At 69.7% G+C, this 17,483-nt stretch carries 18 protein-coding genes; 8 read left to right on the top strand and 10 right to left on the bottom strand.

The window, feature by feature from the left end:
* Both AC5RVZ_RS00005 and AC5RVZ_RS00010 read right to left on the bottom strand, forming a co-directional pair.
* The coding region (locus AC5RVZ_RS00005) for a chaplin family protein (RefSeq protein WP_494063737.1) at positions 1 to 533 on the bottom strand (533 nt) is incomplete at its 3' end.
* Between the two features lie 86 nt (positions 534 to 619).
* Positions 620 to 1,582 (bottom strand): hypothetical protein, encoded by a 963-nt coding sequence (locus tag AC5RVZ_RS00010; RefSeq protein ID WP_494063738.1) that lies wholly within the window; start codon positions 1,580 to 1,582, stop codon positions 620 to 622.
* A gap of 575 nt (positions 1,583 to 2,157) precedes the next feature.
* Between AC5RVZ_RS00010 and dnaB the strand changes: the two genes are divergently transcribed.
* Positions 2,158 to 3,531: a replicative DNA helicase gene (gene dnaB / locus AC5RVZ_RS00015; protein ID WP_494063739.1), complete on the top strand. Its 1,374-nt coding sequence runs from the start codon at positions 2,158 to 2,160 to the stop codon at positions 3,529 to 3,531.
* Positions 3,532 to 3,585: 54 nt separating this feature from the next.
* Here dnaB and AC5RVZ_RS00020 read toward each other — a convergent pair whose 3' ends face one another.
* The gene (locus AC5RVZ_RS00020) at positions 3,586 to 4,137 is read right to left on the bottom strand and encodes a DEAD/DEAH box helicase family protein (RefSeq protein WP_494063740.1); all 552 of its coding nucleotides are present in this window, start codon (positions 4,135 to 4,137) and stop codon (positions 3,586 to 3,588) included.
* A 103-nt stretch (positions 4,138 to 4,240) separates the two neighbouring features.
* Here AC5RVZ_RS00020 and cmtR point away from each other — a divergent pair, with 103 nt between their 5' ends.
* Together cmtR and AC5RVZ_RS00030 are read left to right on the top strand one after the other, a co-directional pair.
* Complete coding sequence (gene cmtR / locus AC5RVZ_RS00025; protein WP_494063741.1) at positions 4,241 to 4,576, top strand: Cd(II)/Pb(II)-sensing metalloregulatory transcriptional regulator CmtR; 336 nt, start codon at positions 4,241 to 4,243, stop codon at positions 4,574 to 4,576.
* Positions 4,573 to 5,271 (top strand): cation efflux transmembrane domain-containing protein, encoded by a 699-nt coding sequence (locus AC5RVZ_RS00030; protein ID WP_494063742.1) that lies wholly within the window; start codon positions 4,573 to 4,575, stop codon positions 5,269 to 5,271. The genes cmtR and AC5RVZ_RS00030 overlap by 4 nt, the downstream gene beginning before the upstream one ends.
* A gap of 74 nt (positions 5,272 to 5,345) precedes the next feature.
* Here the strand turns inward: AC5RVZ_RS00030 and AC5RVZ_RS00035 are convergent, their stop codons facing one another.
* Both AC5RVZ_RS00035 and AC5RVZ_RS00040 read right to left on the bottom strand, forming a co-directional pair.
* Positions 5,346 to 6,296 carry an NAD-dependent epimerase/dehydratase family protein gene (locus AC5RVZ_RS00035; protein WP_494063743.1) on the bottom strand — a complete coding sequence of 317 codons (951 nt, stop codon included), beginning with the start codon at positions 6,294 to 6,296 and terminating at the stop codon, positions 5,346 to 5,348.
* Positions 6,293 to 6,937, bottom strand: a complete 645-nt coding sequence (locus AC5RVZ_RS00040; RefSeq protein ID WP_494063744.1) for a MerR family transcriptional regulator — start codon at positions 6,935 to 6,937, stop codon at positions 6,293 to 6,295. Before AC5RVZ_RS00040 ends, AC5RVZ_RS00035 begins: the two co-directional genes overlap by 4 nt.
* 70 nt (positions 6,938 to 7,007) lie before the next feature.
* Here AC5RVZ_RS00040 and AC5RVZ_RS00045 point away from each other — a divergent pair, with 70 nt between their 5' ends.
* Entirely contained in the window at positions 7,008 to 8,477 is a 1,470-nt protein-coding gene (locus AC5RVZ_RS00045; RefSeq protein WP_494063745.1) for a glycosyltransferase, read from the top strand.
* Positions 8,478 to 8,562: 85 nt separating this feature from the next.
* Here AC5RVZ_RS00045 and AC5RVZ_RS00050 read toward each other — a convergent pair whose 3' ends face one another.
* The 3 genes from AC5RVZ_RS00050 to AC5RVZ_RS00060 form a co-directional block, all read right to left on the bottom strand.
* The gene (locus AC5RVZ_RS00050; RefSeq protein ID WP_494063746.1) at positions 8,563 to 10,845 is read right to left on the bottom strand and encodes an esterase-like activity of phytase family protein; all 2,283 of its coding nucleotides are present in this window, start codon (positions 10,843 to 10,845) and stop codon (positions 8,563 to 8,565) included.
* Between the two features lie 161 nt (positions 10,846 to 11,006).
* On the bottom strand, positions 11,007 to 11,186 hold the full coding sequence (locus tag AC5RVZ_RS00055; protein WP_494063747.1) for a CsbD family protein: 180 nt from the start codon (positions 11,184 to 11,186) through the stop codon (positions 11,007 to 11,009).
* A gap of 44 nt (positions 11,187 to 11,230) precedes the next feature.
* Entirely contained in the window at positions 11,231 to 11,893 is a 663-nt protein-coding gene (locus tag AC5RVZ_RS00060; protein WP_494063748.1) for a hypothetical protein, read from the bottom strand.
* A 129-nt stretch (positions 11,894 to 12,022) separates the two neighbouring features.
* On the opposite strand from AC5RVZ_RS00060, the gene AC5RVZ_RS00065 reads away from it, so the two are divergent.
* Complete coding sequence (locus AC5RVZ_RS00065) at positions 12,023 to 12,811, top strand: alpha/beta fold hydrolase (protein WP_494063749.1); 789 nt, start codon at positions 12,023 to 12,025, stop codon at positions 12,809 to 12,811.
* A 1-nt stretch (position 12,812) separates the two neighbouring features.
* Here AC5RVZ_RS00065 and AC5RVZ_RS00070 read toward each other — a convergent pair whose 3' ends face one another.
* The gene (locus AC5RVZ_RS00070) at positions 12,813 to 13,253 is read right to left on the bottom strand and encodes an iron chaperone (protein WP_494063750.1); all 441 of its coding nucleotides are present in this window, start codon (positions 13,251 to 13,253) and stop codon (positions 12,813 to 12,815) included.
* A 210-nt stretch (positions 13,254 to 13,463) separates the two neighbouring features.
* Between AC5RVZ_RS00070 and AC5RVZ_RS00075 the strand changes: the two genes are divergently transcribed.
* From AC5RVZ_RS00075 to AC5RVZ_RS00085, 3 genes are all read left to right on the top strand, one after another.
* Entirely contained in the window at positions 13,464 to 14,849 is a 1,386-nt protein-coding gene (locus AC5RVZ_RS00075) for a pyridoxal phosphate-dependent decarboxylase family protein (RefSeq protein WP_494063751.1), read from the top strand.
* 121 nt (positions 14,850 to 14,970) lie between these two features.
* Complete coding sequence (locus tag AC5RVZ_RS00080; protein WP_494064692.1) at positions 14,971 to 15,651, top strand: acyl-CoA synthetase; 681 nt, start codon at positions 14,971 to 14,973, stop codon at positions 15,649 to 15,651.
* Positions 15,648 to 15,977 carry an amino acid transporter gene (locus AC5RVZ_RS00085; RefSeq protein WP_494063752.1) on the top strand — a complete coding sequence of 110 codons (330 nt, stop codon included), beginning with the start codon at positions 15,648 to 15,650 and terminating at the stop codon, positions 15,975 to 15,977. The genes AC5RVZ_RS00080 and AC5RVZ_RS00085 overlap by 4 nt, the downstream gene beginning before the upstream one ends.
* 67 nt (positions 15,978 to 16,044) lie before the next feature.
* On the opposite strand, the gene purB is transcribed toward AC5RVZ_RS00085, so the two are convergent.
* A complete protein-coding gene (gene purB, locus AC5RVZ_RS00090; RefSeq protein ID WP_494063753.1) occupies positions 16,045 to 17,424 on the bottom strand; it encodes an adenylosuccinate lyase in 1,380 nt (459 codons plus the stop codon).
* Between the last annotated feature and the right edge of the window lie 59 nt (positions 17,425 to 17,483).

The following is a 17,483-nucleotide window of genomic DNA, read 5'->3' on the forward strand; positions in this document are numbered from 1 at the left end:
CCGGTGGCGCCGTCGGTGTGGCTGTCGCCGATGACGGAGATGGCGTTGCCGGTCACCGAGACGGGTGCCGCGACCGACACCAGCCCCTGCGTGCCGGCGAGCAGTCCATCAGCGCCGGACGTGTGGCCGCTGGTGGCACCGTCGGAGCTCGCGGGAGCCGAGCCGGCGGCATCCGTTGAGGAGCTGTCGCCCACCACCGAGACCGCGTTGCCGGCAACCGTGACGGGCACCTTCACCGACACGAGAGCCTGGCTACCGGAGCCGACTCCGTCCGCGCCGCTCGTGGTCGCCGACGCGGGTGAAGCGGAGGACGGCGGGGCCGCTGACGCATCACTGCTGGATGCGTCGCCCAGCACGGATACGGCGGTGCCGGTGACGTTGACCGGGATGTGGACGTCGAGGACGGCCTGGGTGCCCGAGAGCAGCCCATCCTCCCCTGTGGTTTCGGTCGCGTTGGCGACCGTCGCACCGAGCAGCGTGATGCCGCCCGCGAGAAGCGTGCCCAGGAGGGCGCGCTTGCAGAAGCTTTGCATGATGTTCCCCTTGTGAGTTGATTGGCGAGCGCGCCCGAGAGTGCGCGCGGAAGTCGTGCCGCGCTTCAGCAGCGGCCGATCGCCGATCAGTCGGGGAAGACGTCGGTGGATCCGACGGGCGCCGGAGGCACGTCGTCGTCCTCACGTCCGGCACGGCGCACCCAGGCACGGTGTGCAGCCAGCGGAAGGAGGGCAGCGAGCGCCCAGGCGCCGGAACCCGCACCGCCGGGTCCCGTCATGGTCGCGGGAGGGCAGAGCCCAGCCGCAGGAGCACCGCCGAGAGGCACGGCGGTGGAAGCTGTTGCGCCGGCGAGCGGCGCGGCGGACACGTCAGAGGCCGACGCATCGCCACGCCCGGAGGAGCGGCTCCTCGTGGGCGATGTCACCGCGTCGTCGGGCTCGAGCGGCGCCGCGGCCACGTCGGCAGGGCCGCATGTCCACTCCGATGCGTCACCGTAACCGGGAAGCCCCGGGATCGCGGGGATCGACGGCCCGCCACCGCTCGATGGCCGGCCGATGGACGTCGCGGTCTCACCGACCGCGCGAACGGTCGCGCCCAGGGTGCTGTCGACCGACTCGATCAGGTCAGTCAGGGCATCGTCGGCACCCGTCTCGGCCACGACCCCACCGATGACCGGCACGTCCGAGATCAACTCGACGACGGGCGCGGTGACCCCGCCCACGACGCCGTCGGCGACGATCTCGGAGGCCGGCGCCGTCACGGTCGTGGCAACCGACCCCACCGTCCGGACGGCCTCGCGGACCGGCTGCCGGACGGGGGCGGGCGCGACCTCGATGACGTGTTTGACCGTGCTCGTCGCACCGGCGGTGACCGAGGTGACGCCGTCGGAGACACCGGATGTCGTCCGGTCGACCAGTGAGGTGACAGCACCCAGCAGGCCGTCGCCGTCGGCCTGGGAGTCGTCCGCGTGTGCGTGCCCGGCAGTGAGGCCGAACAGCACCGCTATGACGATCCAGGCGAACGCGGTCGCGACCCCGATCAGGGCCAGCCGAAGAATCTTCGGCAGCCGCCAGGTTGCTTGCTCCACGTTCACCTCCCCACGACGAACGACGTCACACGTTCCGAGCGGAACGTGCCTGAGGGTGCCTGGACCTGAGACAGTACAGCGCTTTCCGAGGCGGTGTCTAGAGGTCCCTTACCACCTTGACACCGGGCACGTTCATCGCGTACGCGCGTGGAGCATCCCGATCGCGGTGCCGAAACTGTGCACAGGTCACTCGTCAGGAGGAAACCTTCAACGACCACTTTAACCACATCTCCATCCACAGGGTGTGAGCGAAGAAACACCAGGTCTCGCGCTGTAAACGCGCCGCACCGCCCGGATATCGCAGCAGTTCTCCACAGCCGTTGCTCACAGGCGTCGCGGCGTTTCGCGCAGGCTCTCCACAGAGTTATCCACAGGTGCTGTTGCGGCTGTCGGAGGCCGTCCCTAGCGTGGGGTGCGGCTCACAGGGGGCGCGCTGCAACGTCGCGGCGGCACGACGGAGGGCACGAAGACGGACCGCGAGCATCCCGGATGCTCGCGAGCTTTCGCGTGCGCGCCCCGACCCGCGAGAGCCTCGCCCAAGATGTGACCCCCGAGAGTTGGAGGACGTGCAGCCTATGTCGATCGCCGACATCTCCGAGGAGCGCATGGGAGGCCCTCGCGAGTTCGAGCGCACACCACCTCACGATCTGCTCGCCGAGCAGAGCACGCTCGGCGGCATGCTGCTGTCGAAGGACGCCGTCGCCGACGTGATCGAGACCCTGCGGGGAACCGACTTCTACGTTCCCAAGCATGAGCTCATCTTCGAGGCGATCCTCACCCTGTACTCGCACGGGGAGCCCACCGACGTCGTCGCGGTCACCGATGAGCTGATCAAGACCGGTGATCTTCAGCGCGCCGGCGGCGCCGACTATCTTCACACCCTGACCTCGATCGTCCCGACGGCTGCCAACGCCGGTTACTACGCGTCAATCGTGTCCGAGCGGGCGCTGCTGCGTCGCCTCGTCGACGCCGGCACGCGGATCGTCCAGATGGGCTACTCGGGTCAGGGTGAGGCGCTCGACCTCGTCAACAACGCCCAGGCGGAGATCTATTCGGTCACGGGTGCCGAACAGGCAGAGGATTACGTGCCGCTGACCGTGGCCGTGGATGCCGCGGTCGAGGAGATCGAAGCCGCACGCGGCCGAGACGGTCAGATGACCGGCATCCCGACGGGGTTCTCGGGCCTCGACCAGCTGACGAACGGGCTGCACCCGGGCCAGATGATCATCATCGCGGCACGGCCGGCGATGGGTAAGTCGACGCTGGCCCTGGATTTCGCGCGCGCCGCGGCGATCAAGCACAACATGCCGACGATCTTCTTCTCGCTGGAGATGGGTCGCAGCGAGATCGCCATGCGTCTGATGAGCGCCGAGGGTGCGGTGCCCCTGCAATCCATGCGCAAGGGCACGCTGGATTCGCGAGACTGGACGACGATCGCGGCGACGCGCGGGCGCATCAACGACGCACCGCTGTACATCGACGACAGCCCCAACATGACGCTCGTCGAGATCCGCGCCAAGTGCCGGCGGCTCAAGCAGCGAGCGGGTCTGAAGATGGTGGTGATCGACTACCTCCAGCTCATGACGTCGGGCAAGCGCGTCGAGTCCCGTCAGCAGGAGGTCTCGGAGTTCTCGCGTGCGCTGAAGCTGCTCGCGAAGGAGCTCGGCGTGCCCGTCATCGCGCTGTCGCAGCTGAACCGCGGCCCCGAGCAGCGAGCCGACAAGAAGCCGGCCCTTTCGGATCTGCGTGAATCAGGGTCGATCGAGCAGGATGCCGACATGGTGGTGCTCCTGCACCGCGAGGCGGCGTACGAGAAGGATTCCCCGCGGGCGGGCGAGGCCGACCTCATCGTCGCCAAGCACCGCAACGGGCCCACCGACACCATCACCGTGGCGTTCCAGGGTCACTTCTCTCGCTTCACCGACATGGCCCCGGGCGACTTCGGGTGAACAACGGGGCGACCCCGGCCGGCGGGTCAGGGGAGTATCGGTAGCCCGTTCGCATCAGGGTTTGGGATCGACCGCCAGGGCCTCCAGAGCGGCGAGTCGTTGGTTCCGGTCACCGGTGATCTCGACGACATTCGGGTGTGAGCCGACGATGTCATCGTCTGCAATGAGGTCTAGAAGAACGTCGTTCATTGCTTCGCGAAGCGGAAGATGTTCCTCGGGGTGAGCGAAGATTTCGTCGGCGGGGGTGATGGGCAGCACGACAAGGAGGTCGACATGCTTCATCGCATCCCGAGTGATCTCGATCGATCGGCCGACGACTTCGCGAGAGTCCGCAGCGCCGGTCAGGTCCTCCACCGCCAGCAGGTAGGCGAGGAAATCGACAGGACCGCGCTCGGCGACGAAGGGGCCAGCGGTTTCGTCCGGATGCAGCCGCGTCGCGGAAACCCCCAGCTGGGCGGCGAACAAGGCGGCGCTCGGGCTGTCCCAGGCCTCATCGACCAGCTCGAACGGGTCCGGCAGCACTGCGAAATCCGGATGAAGACCGGCGAAGTCGGCCACGAGCGTGCTCTTCCCGCTCGCATGAGTTCCCGAGACGACGATTCGCACGTCGTGACTCTACGGCGCGGAGATCGCACTGTCAGCCGGGCGGCAGCCTCGGATGAGACGAGAACGACAGATGTCAGTTCAGTGACCGCTGTATAGTCACTGTGTGCTGACTGTTGCTTCGCGGCTGGATGTCATGAACCGGCTCGGCCGGGCGATGGCCGATCCGACGCGCTCCCGGATTCTGTTGAACCTTCTCGACCGCCCGGGGTACCCGGCCGAGCTCGCGAGCGAGCTGGAACTGACTCGCACGAACGTGTCCAACCACCTCTCGTGCTTGCGAGGCTGTGGGCTGGTCGTCGCCACACCAGAAGGCAGGCGCACGCGGTACGAGATCGCCGACCCGCACCTCACGCGGGGACTGCGCCAGCTGCTGGATGCCGTCGTCGCCGTGGACGAGGGAGCGCCGTGCGCCGGTGCTGATTGTGAGTGCTGCGCATGAGCCCCCGTCCCGGTCCGCCGACGTCGGCGAGTGTGGGAACCCTCGCCGCAGAACGCCGGCACACTCTGCAGCGTCGGATCCGATGGATCGTCACCGCGACGATCGGCTACAACGTTATCGAAGCCGTCGTGGCGATCGCGGCGGGAACCGCGGCATCCTCGGCGGCGCTCATCGGCTTCGGACTGGACTCCACGGTCGAGGTGCTCTCCGCGGCCGCCGTCGCGTGGCAGTTCACCCGCCGCGATCCCGAGCGATGGGAGCAGGGCACGCTCCGCGTCATCGCGGTGGCGTTCTTCGCCCTCGCCCTCTATGTCACCGCGAGCTCGATCCTGGCCCTCGCCGGCGGTGCCGCCGTCGCCCATTCGCCCGCGGGGATCGCCATCACCGCTCTCAGCGTCGCCATCATGCCGTTGCTGTCGCTGGCCGAGCGCCGCGCCGGGCGAGAGCTGGGGTCGGCCACCGCCGTCGCCGATTCGAAGCAGACCCTCATCTGCACCTATCTGTCAGGCGCCGTCCTCATGGGGCTCGTCCTGAACGGCCTGTTCGGCTGGTGGTGGGCCGACGCGATCGCCGGGCTCGTCATCGCCGCCTTCGCCGTCCGCGAGGGCGTCGAAGCATGGCGGGGCGACGCCTGCGCGACCTCCGTCGGAATGCTGCTCGACGCGGACGGCGAGGATGATCACCGCCACGAGTGACGGTGACCAGTCCCCGAGGCCCGAGCATCAGGTTCCGGACGGACAGCTCGTGTCGCGCGGCACAGGGGTGGCGCTCACGAGGTCGCAGGCAGCCGGCCCTCCCGTCGTGATCGCGCTGCATCGAGACAGGCCGCGATGCCGTCCGCGATCGGAGTGGCGCGGAGCCCGAAGGCCGCTTCGAACGCTGTCGACTCGAAGACGTAGGGCGCGGTGTACTGATACGACATCTCGAGCGTTTCGCGCGCGTCGCGATTGAACAGCGCACCGATCCGCATCGTCCTCATCCTCATCACGCGCGCGGTCGTGGACTCGCCGGCCGCGAGCCGGATGTACTCGCGACCGGTCAGTGCGGGCGCCGTCGGTAAGTGCCATACGCCGCCGCGCGCGGTGGCGCTCGTGCCGAGGACCGCGAGTGCTTCGCCGATATCGCGGGTGTACGTCAGGGAGTGCGGCTGGTCGGCATCGAAGAGCCATGTGCCATCTCTGTCCGCCGCGACCCGGTCGATCACGAACGTGTTGAACGCACTCGTGGTGGCGCCGGGCCCATAGAAGTCCGCGCTGCGGCCGACCGTGACGCGCAGCCCCCGCGACGCGGCGTCGTCGAGCGCTGCCAGCGCGGCTGCGCGCACTCGTCCCTTTCTGCTGGATGGCTCAAGCGGGGTCCGCTCCGTCATGGGCCTGCCGACCCGTCCGTAGGCGTAGACGTTGTCGAGGTACACCAGGTGTGTGCCGTGCACGAGGGCGGCCTCGATCGTGTTGTTCAGGATGACAGGCCACTGTCTCGCCCAGGCGCGGGCCGAATACGGCAGTCCGACGGTCAGGTACGCGACGTCGGCGTTCGCGAGCGCGCGCGACACGTCGGGCGCGCTGGTCAGGTCGGCCATCACGGACCGCGCGCCTTCGACGACCGACGGCCGCCGGCCGACTGAGGCGGTGGTCAGTCCCCGAGCGACGAGAGAGCGGACGGTCTCGCGGCCGGCGACGCCGTTGCCGCCCAGGACGACATGAGAGGCTCTCGTGTTCACGGCCGGGCTCGATTCGCGTCGAAGGGGAAGAGGTCGTGAGTGGCGTCTTGATGTGCGAGCCGACGCAGGCCTGCGAACAGCGGATCGCCGAGCACCGTGCCGACGATCATGCGCTCCGCGACGCTGTCGCGCTCGACCATGGTGGTCAGCGCGTGCAGGTCGGCCGCGGCGACTTCGGCGGCGGCGGTGGCGTAAACGGCCATGAACGCGTCGGGGGGATCGAACGAGATCGCGCGGAGGCCGTCCAGAGCCCGCGCTGCCGCGTCGATACCGGGGTTGTCTTCTGTGATGCGCCACCCCTGCGCTCGCGCGGCCGCCAGCACCCGATCGCGCGCGGCGTCGCTCGGAGCCGACTCGGGCGTTCGCGGTGTGCTCATCGCGTGCTGTGCGACCCGGAACGTCTCGGCCAACGGTTCATCCGGCGCGTCCACGGCCCGGATCACCTCTTTGGCTGCGGCGACCGACAGGCCACCCGTTTCCAGCAGCGCTCTGATGAGACGGACGCGCTGCACATGGGTGTACCCGTAGTCGACCTGGTTCGGTGCCGACCGCGTGCCCTCTGGAAGAAGACCTTCACGCTGGTAGTACTTCACCGCCGACAGCGCCACACCGGCGCGCCGGGCCAATTCGGATATCCGCACTATCGGAGAGTAACACTATCCGCTGCTCGAGCCCAGGCCATTTCCAGGACATGTGGCTAACGTGCGGTGCGTGGCGACGACGCCTCTTCCCAGCGGCAGGCACTTCGCGCTCGCGTGGACGATCCCCGATGAGATCGGCGGACTCACCAGTGCGATGCTTCATCGCTCGCGCGCCTTCGCGTCGCTTGCCGGGATCCCCGTCGACATCCTGACGTTCGACGATCGCGTCGACTACGCCGACGTGGAGGCGCGCCTTCGCCGCACCGGCGACATCGTGGACGGCATCCGGATCGTCAATCTCTGGGACTGGCTGCGTGTCCACGGCGTGCGGCCGGCGAAGGTGCCACTCGGCTCGCCGGAGCGCGCCTTCACCCCGCTCGCGCCGGCTCAGACGCACCGATCCGCCCATCACGACGGTGTCGAACTACGCCGCGCACGTCTCGCCGACGACGGACGCACGGTGCTCCAGGTCGATCACCTCCGCCCCGACGGCTCGTTGCTGGCCAGCGACCGCCGGGATACCCGTCAGCGGGGAGCGCTCGGCGGCAGGTCGGTCGTGCTCTGCGACGGGGAGGGGCGGCCTGCGCGTTCCTGGAGTCGCAGCTGGTCGCTGTACAGCTGGTGGCTCGATCAGGTCACCCACGGCGATGCGCCGAGCTTCCTCATCGCCGACAGCAAGCCGATGTCTCGGTTCATCCACACGTACCGCAGGGGGGATCGGACGATCGTCCACGTCGTGCATGGCTCGCATCTCGCCGGCAACATCGGCCCGTGGGGGCGCCTCCGGCCATCTCGTGCCGAGGTCTTCCGCCACCTGGGGGACTATGACGCCGTGGTGTTCCTCACCGAAAGGCAGCGGCGGGACACCCAGACGCGGTTCGGACGCGGAACCAACCTCTGCGTGATCCCGAATACCCGCACGCCGCCGCCCCCGCCTCGGCTGAACCGCCTGCCGACGGCGGGTGCGATGGTGTGCACGCTGTCCGGCCTGAAACGGCCCCAGCACGCTGTGCGCGCGATCCTGCTGGCGCGTCGTCTCGCTCCCGGTCTGACCCTCGACGTCTACGGCGACGGTCCCCGGCGTGCGGTGCTCGAACGCGCCATCGACCGGGCGCGCGCCGGCGACGCCGTGCGCCTGCATGGATACGTGCCCGACGCTCGGGAGCGGCTCGCGGAGGCTTCGTTCCTCCTCATGACGTCTCGCTCCGAGGGATTCGGGCTCGTCATGCTCGAAGCGATGGGCGCCGGCTGCATCCCGATCGCCTACGACATCCGATACGGGCCGGCCGACCTGATCACGCCTCGCGTCGACGGCTTCCTCGTCACGAGCGGCAACGTCCTGGGGCTCGTCCGCGCGATCCTGCGGCTGCAGGCGATGCCGCCCGGCGAGGTGCTCGCCATGAGGTCGGCGGCCCGCCGCACCGCGGAGCGCTACAGCGACGAACGGCTTCTGCCGCTGTGGGCGCGGGAGCTCGCGGCGGCGAGGGAGCGCAACCTCATGTCCCTCAGGACGTCGGCCGCGAGAGGAGGCGAGCCGTGAGCGGACACGGGGCCGATGCGGTGCCACACGATGCGTAGAGGGGGGCGATGCCGCAGCATCGCCCCCCTGCGCTCACCAGCGGCGGTCAGTCCTGGAGCGTCACGGTGTCGATGGTGACCGCGGCGATGCCGGGGTGGTCGCTGAAGACGCCGTCCATCCCCGCGGCAAGGAAGACCCGCAGCTCGCCTGCCAGGTCACCGGGCGCAGCGGGATCCGCGCTGGAGCGGAACTCCGCCGGCAGGAACTGGTTCTCCAGACGGAACGTCCAGCCGTGCACCGACAGTCCGGCCGCGTGGGCATCGGCGATGACGGACGTCGGGGTGCCGAGGGTCCCGGCGGCCGTGCGAGGGATCATGACCGACTTCTCGAGCCCCACGCCGTCCGCGTACTCGGCGATCTCGGCGAGACCGGCCGGCGTCACCATGTCGGCGTACGTGCGGGGGTCGCCGGCCAGCGTGAAGTCGTACGGACGGCCCGACGGGCTCACGAGCTGAGCGAGCGAGACAGCGGTCATGCCGGCGAGCTCGCGCAGATTCGACACCTCGAAGCTCTGCACGATGACCGGCGCGTCGTCGCGGTCCATGCCATTGGCGCGGAGGGCTGCGACCAGGGGCTCCTCGAGCGAGAGGCCGATCGAGTCGAAGTACGACGGATGCTTCGTCTCGGGGTACACCCCGACCGTTCGGCCATCGCAGCTCACCGAGTGGCGCGCGAGGTCGATCACCTCGTCGAGCGTGGGGACCTGGTAGAGCCCGTCGAACGCGGTGTTGCCGGGACGGGTCTGAGGCAGGCGCTCCTTCGCACGGAGGGTCCGCAGCTCGGCGAGCGTGAAGTCCTCTGTGAACCAACCGGTCACCGAGGCGCCGTCGATGACCTTGGTGGTCCGGCGGGAGGCGAACTCAGGACGGGCGGCGATGTCGGTCGTCCCCCCGATCTCGTTCTCGTGGCGGGCGACGAGGACGCCGTCCTTCGTGGCCACGACGTCCGGTTCGATGTAGTCGGCGCAGGCGGTGATCGCCGCCTGGTACGCCGCCAGGGTGTGCTCCGGGCGTGTGCCGCTGGAGCCGCGGTGACCGACCAGGGTGACGGTCGAGGGCTGGATCTTCGTCTTGTCGAGATCCACGATCACCAGCTCGGTGTCGTCGGGCGTGCCCGGGATGCGTGCGTCGTTGCCCGGGTAGTTGTTGTCATTGCCGATCAGGAGACTGCCGTCGCGCAGCTGCACCACTGTCTCGAACGACTGCACCGGAAGCGAGAACACCTCCCCCGTGCCGTACCCGTCCCCCTCGCCGATCCGGTGCGGATTGGCGATGCGCAGCGCGTCCAGCACGAGCGACTTCTGGAGATACCCGTCGGCATCGGAGCGGCGCAGATCCACCTCGTAGACCCGCTTGGTCACCGACTGCTCGCCTTCGAAATCGTCGCGCTCGACGAGCAGCAGGACGTCGTTGCGGACGGTGAACGCGTCGCCGATGACGTTGGCCTCCTGGTCGGTCTGGTAGCTCCAGGTGCGGCCGGTGTACTCACCGCGGCGGGTGTCGAACTCGAGGATCTCGCGGCGGCGGAGATCCGGGTCGTCGGCGTACGCTCCTTCGACCACCGGGTACAGGTAGCGGCCGTTGACGGAGCCCGCGAGGGCCTCGAATCCGCGACTCGCGCGCACACGCGGCGTCTCCCCCGGCTGCAGGTACGGGTTCTGCGGAGACTTGGCGCCGTCCAGTGCGTACGGCTTCTCCAGGAGCGTCCCGTCGCTGTCGAAGTGCAGCAGGAACGGCCCGAACTCCTCACCCACCCAGAAGGTGCCGTCCTTCGCGCGGACGACGGACTCGATGTCGAAGTCCGCACCGGTGAGCAGCCGCTCAGAGGTGTCCTCATTGACGATGGGGAAGTCCAGGACGTGGTTGCGGTCGTTGTAGGAGATGTAGCGCTCGACGCGGATCGAGCCGTCGCCGCCCTCGGCGGTCTGCCACGCCGGCCGCACCAGGTAGTTGCGCAGGAGGAAGTCGGCGGAGTTGCCCTTGGTTCCGAAGCCGTTGTCGGGCTGCGCCCAGAACGTGCCGTCGCCGTTGTCGATCGCGGCCGAGAAGCCGGGGATCACCTGACCGTTCCATGGCCCCGTCCGACCGTTCGCCGGCGATGCCAGGGCACCCGATGCCGGTCCCGGCTCCAGGTGATCGGCGGAGAGGGTGGCGCGAGCGACCAGCGTGGGCACGTGGGTCTGGACGAACGGGGACGAGGATCGCCCCTCCGAGGGACTCGCTGCGGCAGCGCTCGAGGTCGCTGCAGGCAGCAGGGCGGCGGCGGCCAGCGCCGCGGTGGTCAGGGCCATCAGGCGCAGCCGTGCGCCTCTTGTGCGGTTCGGACTCATGTTCCGAGCCAAACCACTCCGCCCTGCCTCGGCGTGACCGCCCGGCGAAGAGATGACAGCGACGCGGTGAACGGCGGGCTTCCGTGCCGTGCGCGATCACGTGCGCAGAACGAAGGATGCCCCCGGCCACTGGGGCCGGGGGCATCCGTTTCGACTCGATCTCAGCGGTCGTCCGTGAAAACGTCCTTGACATCGTCGCCGACCTTCTTCAGCTTGGCGCTGGCCTGGTCTCCCTGGCCCTCCGCCTCGAGACGGTCGTTGTCGGTGGCTTCGCCGATGCCCTCCTTGGCCTTGCCCTTGAGGTCCTCGGCGTTGTGCTTGATGTCGTCTCCCATACCCATGGGCATCTCCCTTCTCTTCGGACTGCGGTCTGAGTGGCCTCGTCTTACGCGCCCAAGCCGACGCGGTCGACGCGTCGGTGGTAGCGCATCCCCGTGATGCCGCCGAGGATCGCGGCGACCAGCGTGATGATCGCCGCGCCGATGGCGGTCAGGATGCCGGTGAGAGTCGCCGTCTCGGGCGTCACCGGGATGCGCGGGAAGCTGTCGAGATTCGCCAGGATGTCCCACTGGCTCCCGGCGACGGCGGTCACGATCGCGACGATGATCGCGATCGCGACGGCCCAGATCCACACGGCGAGGCCCTGCTTCCCTCCGCTGAAGCGCGCCATGCGCCCCGCGACGTAGCCGCCGGCGAAGTAGGCGAGGAACAGGACCACCGCGATGGCGATGGCCCCCACGATCGTCGCTCCGCCGAGGTTCTCGTTGGCCGCCTGGGTGGCGTCCTGGACCGTCTCCGGCGCGACGAGCCCAGCCGCGGCACCGACCGCCGCCACGATCGCTGTCAGGACCACCACGGCACCCATCGCGGTCAGCCACCCGAAGAAGGCGGCGCCGAACTTGAAGCCCCCGAAGCGCTCCTGCTCGCGGCCGACCACCTCGTCTCGCAGGCTCGCTGCGCGGCCGTCGGGCACGCCGTCGGCGTCGCGGTCGGTGCGCGGCGCGACCGGCTCACCGGTGCGCGGCTCACGGTCATCGTAGGAACTCATGCGGCGACGATATGCGCGACGAGGGATGCGATCAGCCCCGTTGCGAGCCCGCTCCGCCGGAGCTAACCTGTACCCCCCGCCCGCCGGCGGCCCGCTCCGCCGCGCTGATAACGGGAGCAGAATGGCGTCATGGACGCCACGCTTCCTCGCACGGAGATGCCCGCGCCGAGCTTCGTCATGTCGGAGGAGGGCTACAGGATCGCGACCTACGCGTGGGGCGAGCCGGATGGCGAGCCGGTGCTGTGCGTGCACGGCTTCGCATCGAGCTGCCGCGACAACTGGGTCGAGACCGGGTGGGTCCGCGACCTCACGCGGGCGGGCTTCCGCGTGATCGGCGTCGATCAGCGCGGCCACGGCGCGAGCGACAAGCCGCACGACAAGCAGGCGTATTCCATGGCCGCGTTCGTGGCGGACCTGCTCATCGTCCTCGACACCTACCTCGTCGACGACGTCCGTTACGCCGGGTACTCGCTCGGAGCGCGCGTCGGATGGCAGTTCGCCGTCGACGCCCCCGAGCACGTCTCCCGCGCCGTGCTCGGAGGCATCCCGGACGGAAAGCCGCTGGCGCGCCTGCAGATCGAGCAGGCGCGGGCTTACGCCGAGGACGGTGTGCCCGTGGATGACCCCGTCACCCGCAACTACGTCACGCTGGCCGAGCGGGTGCGGGGCAACGACCTGCGGGCGCTCGTCGCGCTCGCCGAGGGCATGCGGCTCGGCGACACCGATCCCGATCCGGCGCGTCCGCCGCAGCAGCCGATCCTGTTCGCGACGGGCTCCGGAGACGCGATCCTCGAGCGGTCGAAGAGGCTCGCGGCGAGCACGCCGCGCGGGGTCTTCGAGGAGATCCCCGGGCGTCACCACTTCAACGCACCCGGCTCGAGGGTCTTCCGTCAGCGGGCCCTCGACTTCCTGGTCTGAGTCACGCGACCGCCGCGCGCACCAGCTCGGTGACTCGCTCCTCGACGGCAGGCGTCCACGAGCGCACCGCGAACCCCACCGGCCACATGTCGCCGTCGTCGAGGTTCGCCCGGTCCTCGAAGCCGATCGTCGCGTAGCGCGTCTTGAACTTCCGGGCCGGTTGGAGGAAGACGACCATCTTGCCCTCGTCGTTGGCGTAGCCGGGCATGCCGTAGTAGGTCTTGGGCACGAGGTCGGGCGCCACCTCTGTGACGACCTTGTGCAGACCCTCCGCGAGGACCTTGTCCTCGGGCTCGAGGGCGGCGATCGCCTCGAGCACGGCTTTCAGCCCGGCCTCGCGGCTCTTGCCCGCCTTCGCCTGCGCGCGCAGCTCCTTCGCGCGCTGCCTGACGGCGTCGCGCTCCTCCTTGGTGAGACCGTCCGCCGTGGTCTTGTCGGCCATGTCGCTCCTCGCTTCCTTCCGCGGTGTTCCCGATGTCCGGGGTGGCGACCCCTCATCGTCACGTTACGTGCGGCGATCCCGCGGATGCTTCTCCATTCCTGCGCGATCCGCGACCGTCGGCATGGGCCGCGGCGCGCAAGGCCCCGCTCGCCTTGAGTGAGCGTCGCCGCGACCCCTACCGTGAGGTGTCACCCCCACCACGGAGCAGCCATGACCGCGACACCGCGCCCCGATCACATGCACGCCATCTCGGAAGCCACCCGGGACACGGTCGATGACGTACTGGACTACGCCCGCCGGCGGGCCCTGTACCCGGACGTGCCATTGGACAAGCCGATGAGCCCGCGCGACCTCGCCCGACTGGCCTCGGGGTCGATCACGGCGTCGGGCATCGGCTCCCGCCGCGCGATCGCCCTCTTCGAGAACGTTCTGGCTCCGGCGTGCCTGTCGATCGACCACCCCGGCTACCTCTCCTTCATCCCCTCCGCCCCCAGCAAGGCCTCCCTCGCCTTCGATGTCGTGGTGTCGGCATCCGCCATCTACGGCGGCTCGTGGCTCGAGGGCGCGGGAGCCGTCTTCGCCGAGAACGAGGTGCTGCACTGGCTCGCGGGCGAGTTCGGGATGCCTCAGGGCTCGGGCGGGGTCTTCGTCCAGGGCGGCACCATCGGGAACCTCTCCGCCCTCGTGACCGCACGGGATGCCGCCCGCCGCCGCAACCGCGAGGCGGGGCGCCCGGACCCCGCCCGCTGGATCGTGGCCTGCAGTGCGGAAGCGCACTCGTCCATCGCGTCGGCCGCCGCCGTGATGGACGTCGACGTCATGACGGCGTTGCCGGACGAGAGCGGAAGGCTGCGCGGCGAGGCCGTCGCGCGGATCCTCGACGAGCAGGACGACGCGGTGTTCGCCGTCGTCGCGACCGCGGGGACGACGAACTTCGGCATCGTGGACGACATCGCCGGTGTCGCCGAGGTCACGCGCGAACGCGGTGTGTGGCTGCACGTCGACGGCGCGTACGGTCTGGCCGCGATGCTCGTGGAGCGGATGCGGCCGGTGTTCGCGGGCGTGGAGCACGCCGATTCCGTCATCGTCGACCCGCACAAATGGCTGTTCGCCCCCTTCGACGCGTGTGCGCTGATCTACCGCGAGCCCGCGCTGGCCCTCTCGGCGCACACGCAGAAGGCCGAGTACCTCGAGACCATCACCGGCAAGCCCGACTGGAACCCCTCCGACCTCGCCGTGCAGCTCACCCGCCGCGCCCGCGGCCTTCCGCTGTGGTTCTCGCTGGCGACGCACGGCACCGACCAGTACCGGGCCACCATCGAGCACGGGATCGACCTGGCCCGGCGGATCGCCGACGAGATCACGGCGCGCGACGGGCTGTCGCTGGTGCGGGAGCCCGAGCTGTCGGTGGTCGTCTTCCGCCGGGAGGGCTGGACGCTCGCCGACTACGACGCGTGGTCGGACCAGCTGCTCGACGACCAGCACGGATTCGTCGTGCCGAGCGCCCACCGGGGCGAGCCGGTGCTCCGGTTCGCGATCATCTCGCCGCTGACCACCTTCGACCTGCTGACGGGGATCCTCGACACCCTGAGGTGAGGCATCCCGCGGCCGCCCGGAGGCTGTCGCGACACGCCGCGCACGTAGACTGGAGGTGTCCTTCTGCACCGAAGGGCCCCGCTCCCAGGAATGCGCCGTGACCTCAGCTTCTTCTGCTCGCATGTTCGACGTGCGCCATGTGCAGCTGGCGCGCGCGGCATTCGCGGCGATCGCAGCGGTCATGATCACGTTCTCACCGGACCACTCGGCCGCGGTGGGCATGGCGGTCTTCAGTGGCTTCGCGATCGCCACGGGGCTCGTCCTGCTCCTCTCGGTCTGGCTCGTGTATCCGGCCGGTAGGCGTTGGCCGGCCGCTGCTCTGGGCACGGCCACCCTCGTCGCCGGCATGGTCGGCGGCCTCGCACCGCTGCGCACCGTGACGGGCTTCTTCGTCGTGGTGATCGTGTGGGCGCTCGTCACCGGCGTGATCGAGCTCGTCGCGGGAGCCCTCGGCCTGCGCGGGCGCACCGAGCGTCGTGAGGTCGCGCCGGGCGTCGCCGATGCGCGACCCGCTCTTCCGCCGGTCCCGCATGCGGAGAGCCGCGACGCACTCGTGCTCGGCGTCATCACGCTGCTCTTCGGGATCGCGATGCTGTTCGTCCAGCCCGGCTATGCCCTCGACTACGCGATCGAAGAGGCGCACCAGACCTTCACGCTCACCGGGGTGATCATCGGCGTCGGCATCTTCGGGGGCTACGCCGCCATCGCCGCGGTCTACCTGGGCATCGCCGGATTCTCGCCGCGCACCGCACCTGCTCCGGTCGATGCCCCTGTCCCCGCCGACCAGAAGGATCCCGCGTGAGCGAAGAACGCCCCACCCGCCGTGACCTGATGAAGCCCGTGCAGCTGCTCGGGCTGGCCTTCGCCGCTGCGCTGTTCGCCGGGATCGTCACGCTCGTCTCGATGGGCTTCTTCCAGCAGCGCAGCGCCGAGGAGGCGCAGGGAGCGGTCGTCCTGGCGCTCATCGTCGCCGGCGTCAGCTTCATCGCGGTGCTGCTGATCGTGTCGCTGCTGCTGCTGGCGATCGACCCGGCGCAGGTGGCCAAGCCCGTCGACAAGCCCGTGCTGCTGCCGGACGAGGACAACGACGCGCCGGATGCCTCGGCATCCGGCGGGCCGAAGGCCTGAGCGAGGGCCTTCGCTCAGCGATCGGGAGCGGTCCTTCGTCGCAGCGCCGGAACGTGCCGTCGTCGCGTCAGAGCTCGTCGACCAGCCGTGACGCCAGGCCCGCGTAGGCCGCGGGGGTGAGGGCGAGCAGGCGCTCCTTGGCGGCGTCGCCGATGTCGAGGCCGCGCACGAACTCGGCGAGCTCGCCCGCGCCCACGCGGCGACCGCGCGTAAGGTCCTTCAGCAGCGCGTAGGGGTCGGTGATGCTCGAGCGGCCCGCCGCGATCTCGGCGCGCACCACGGTCTGGATGGCCTCGGCGAGCACCTCCCAGTTCGCGTCGAGGTCGGCCGCCAGCGCGTCCTCGGCCAGCGCGATCTCGCCGAGGCCCCGGCGCAGGTTGTCCAGCGCGAGCAGCGAGTGCCCGAGCGCGACGCCGATGTTGCGCTGCGTGGTGGAGTCGGTGAGGTCGCGTTGCAGGCGGCTGGTGACGAGCGTCTGCGACAGCGTCGACAGCAGCCCCCCCGAGATCTCGAGATTGGCCTCGGCGTTCTCGAACCGGATGGGGTTGATCTTGTGCGGCATCGTCGACGAACCGGTGGCCCCGGCGACCGGGATCTGCGTGAAGTACCCGATGGAGATGTAGGTCCACACGTCGGTCGCGAGGTTGTGCAGGATGCCGCCCGCGTGGCGGATCCGGTCGTACAGCTCCACCTGCCAGTCATGCGACTCGATCTGCGTCGTGAGCACATTGAAGTCGACGCCGAGCCCCTCGATGAACGAGCGGGTGAGCGCCGGCCAGTCGACGTCCGGGTCGGCCGACAGATGCGCCGACCAGGTGCCGGTGGCTCCCGAGAACTTGGCGAGGTACTCGCCGCTCTCGATCTGGCGTGCAACGCGCTGGAGGCGCCAGGCGAACACGCCGAGCTCCTTCCCCATCGTGGAGGGCGTGGCGGGCTGACCGTGCGTGCGCGACAGCATGGCGGCATCCCGGTGCGCGACGGCGAGGTCGGTGAGCGCCGTGATCACCTCGCGGAGCCGGGGCAGCCACACGCGCTCGACGGCGCGCTTGACCGTGAGCGCGTACGAGGCGGAGTTGATGTCCTCGCTGGTGCAGGCGAAGTGCGTCAGCTCGGCGATGGCGTCCAGACCCAGCGACGCGAGCCGGTCACGCACCAGGTACTCGACGGCCTTGACGTCGTGGCGTGTGACGGCCTCCTTGTCGGCGAGCCAGTCGATCTCGGCCTGCCCGAACTGGAGGTACAGGGCGCGCAGCCGCGCCTTGTCGTCGTCGGCGAGCGGCGTCGTGCCGAACAGCGACCGGTCGGTGAGGGCGATGAGCCACTCGACCTCGACCTCGACGCGCGCACGGTTGAGGCCGGCCTCGGAGAGGTAGTCGGCAAGCGGAGCGACGGCGGCGCGGTAGCGGCCGTCCAAGGGGCTGAGCGGCTGAGCGGGGAACTCGGTCACGGGACTCTCCCGTCGAAGTCGGAGGCGGAGATGCGACGCGGACGCGCGTGCGCCGGAGA

The sequence above is a fragment of the Arthrobacter sp. Cza30 genome, from assembly GCF_059090765.1.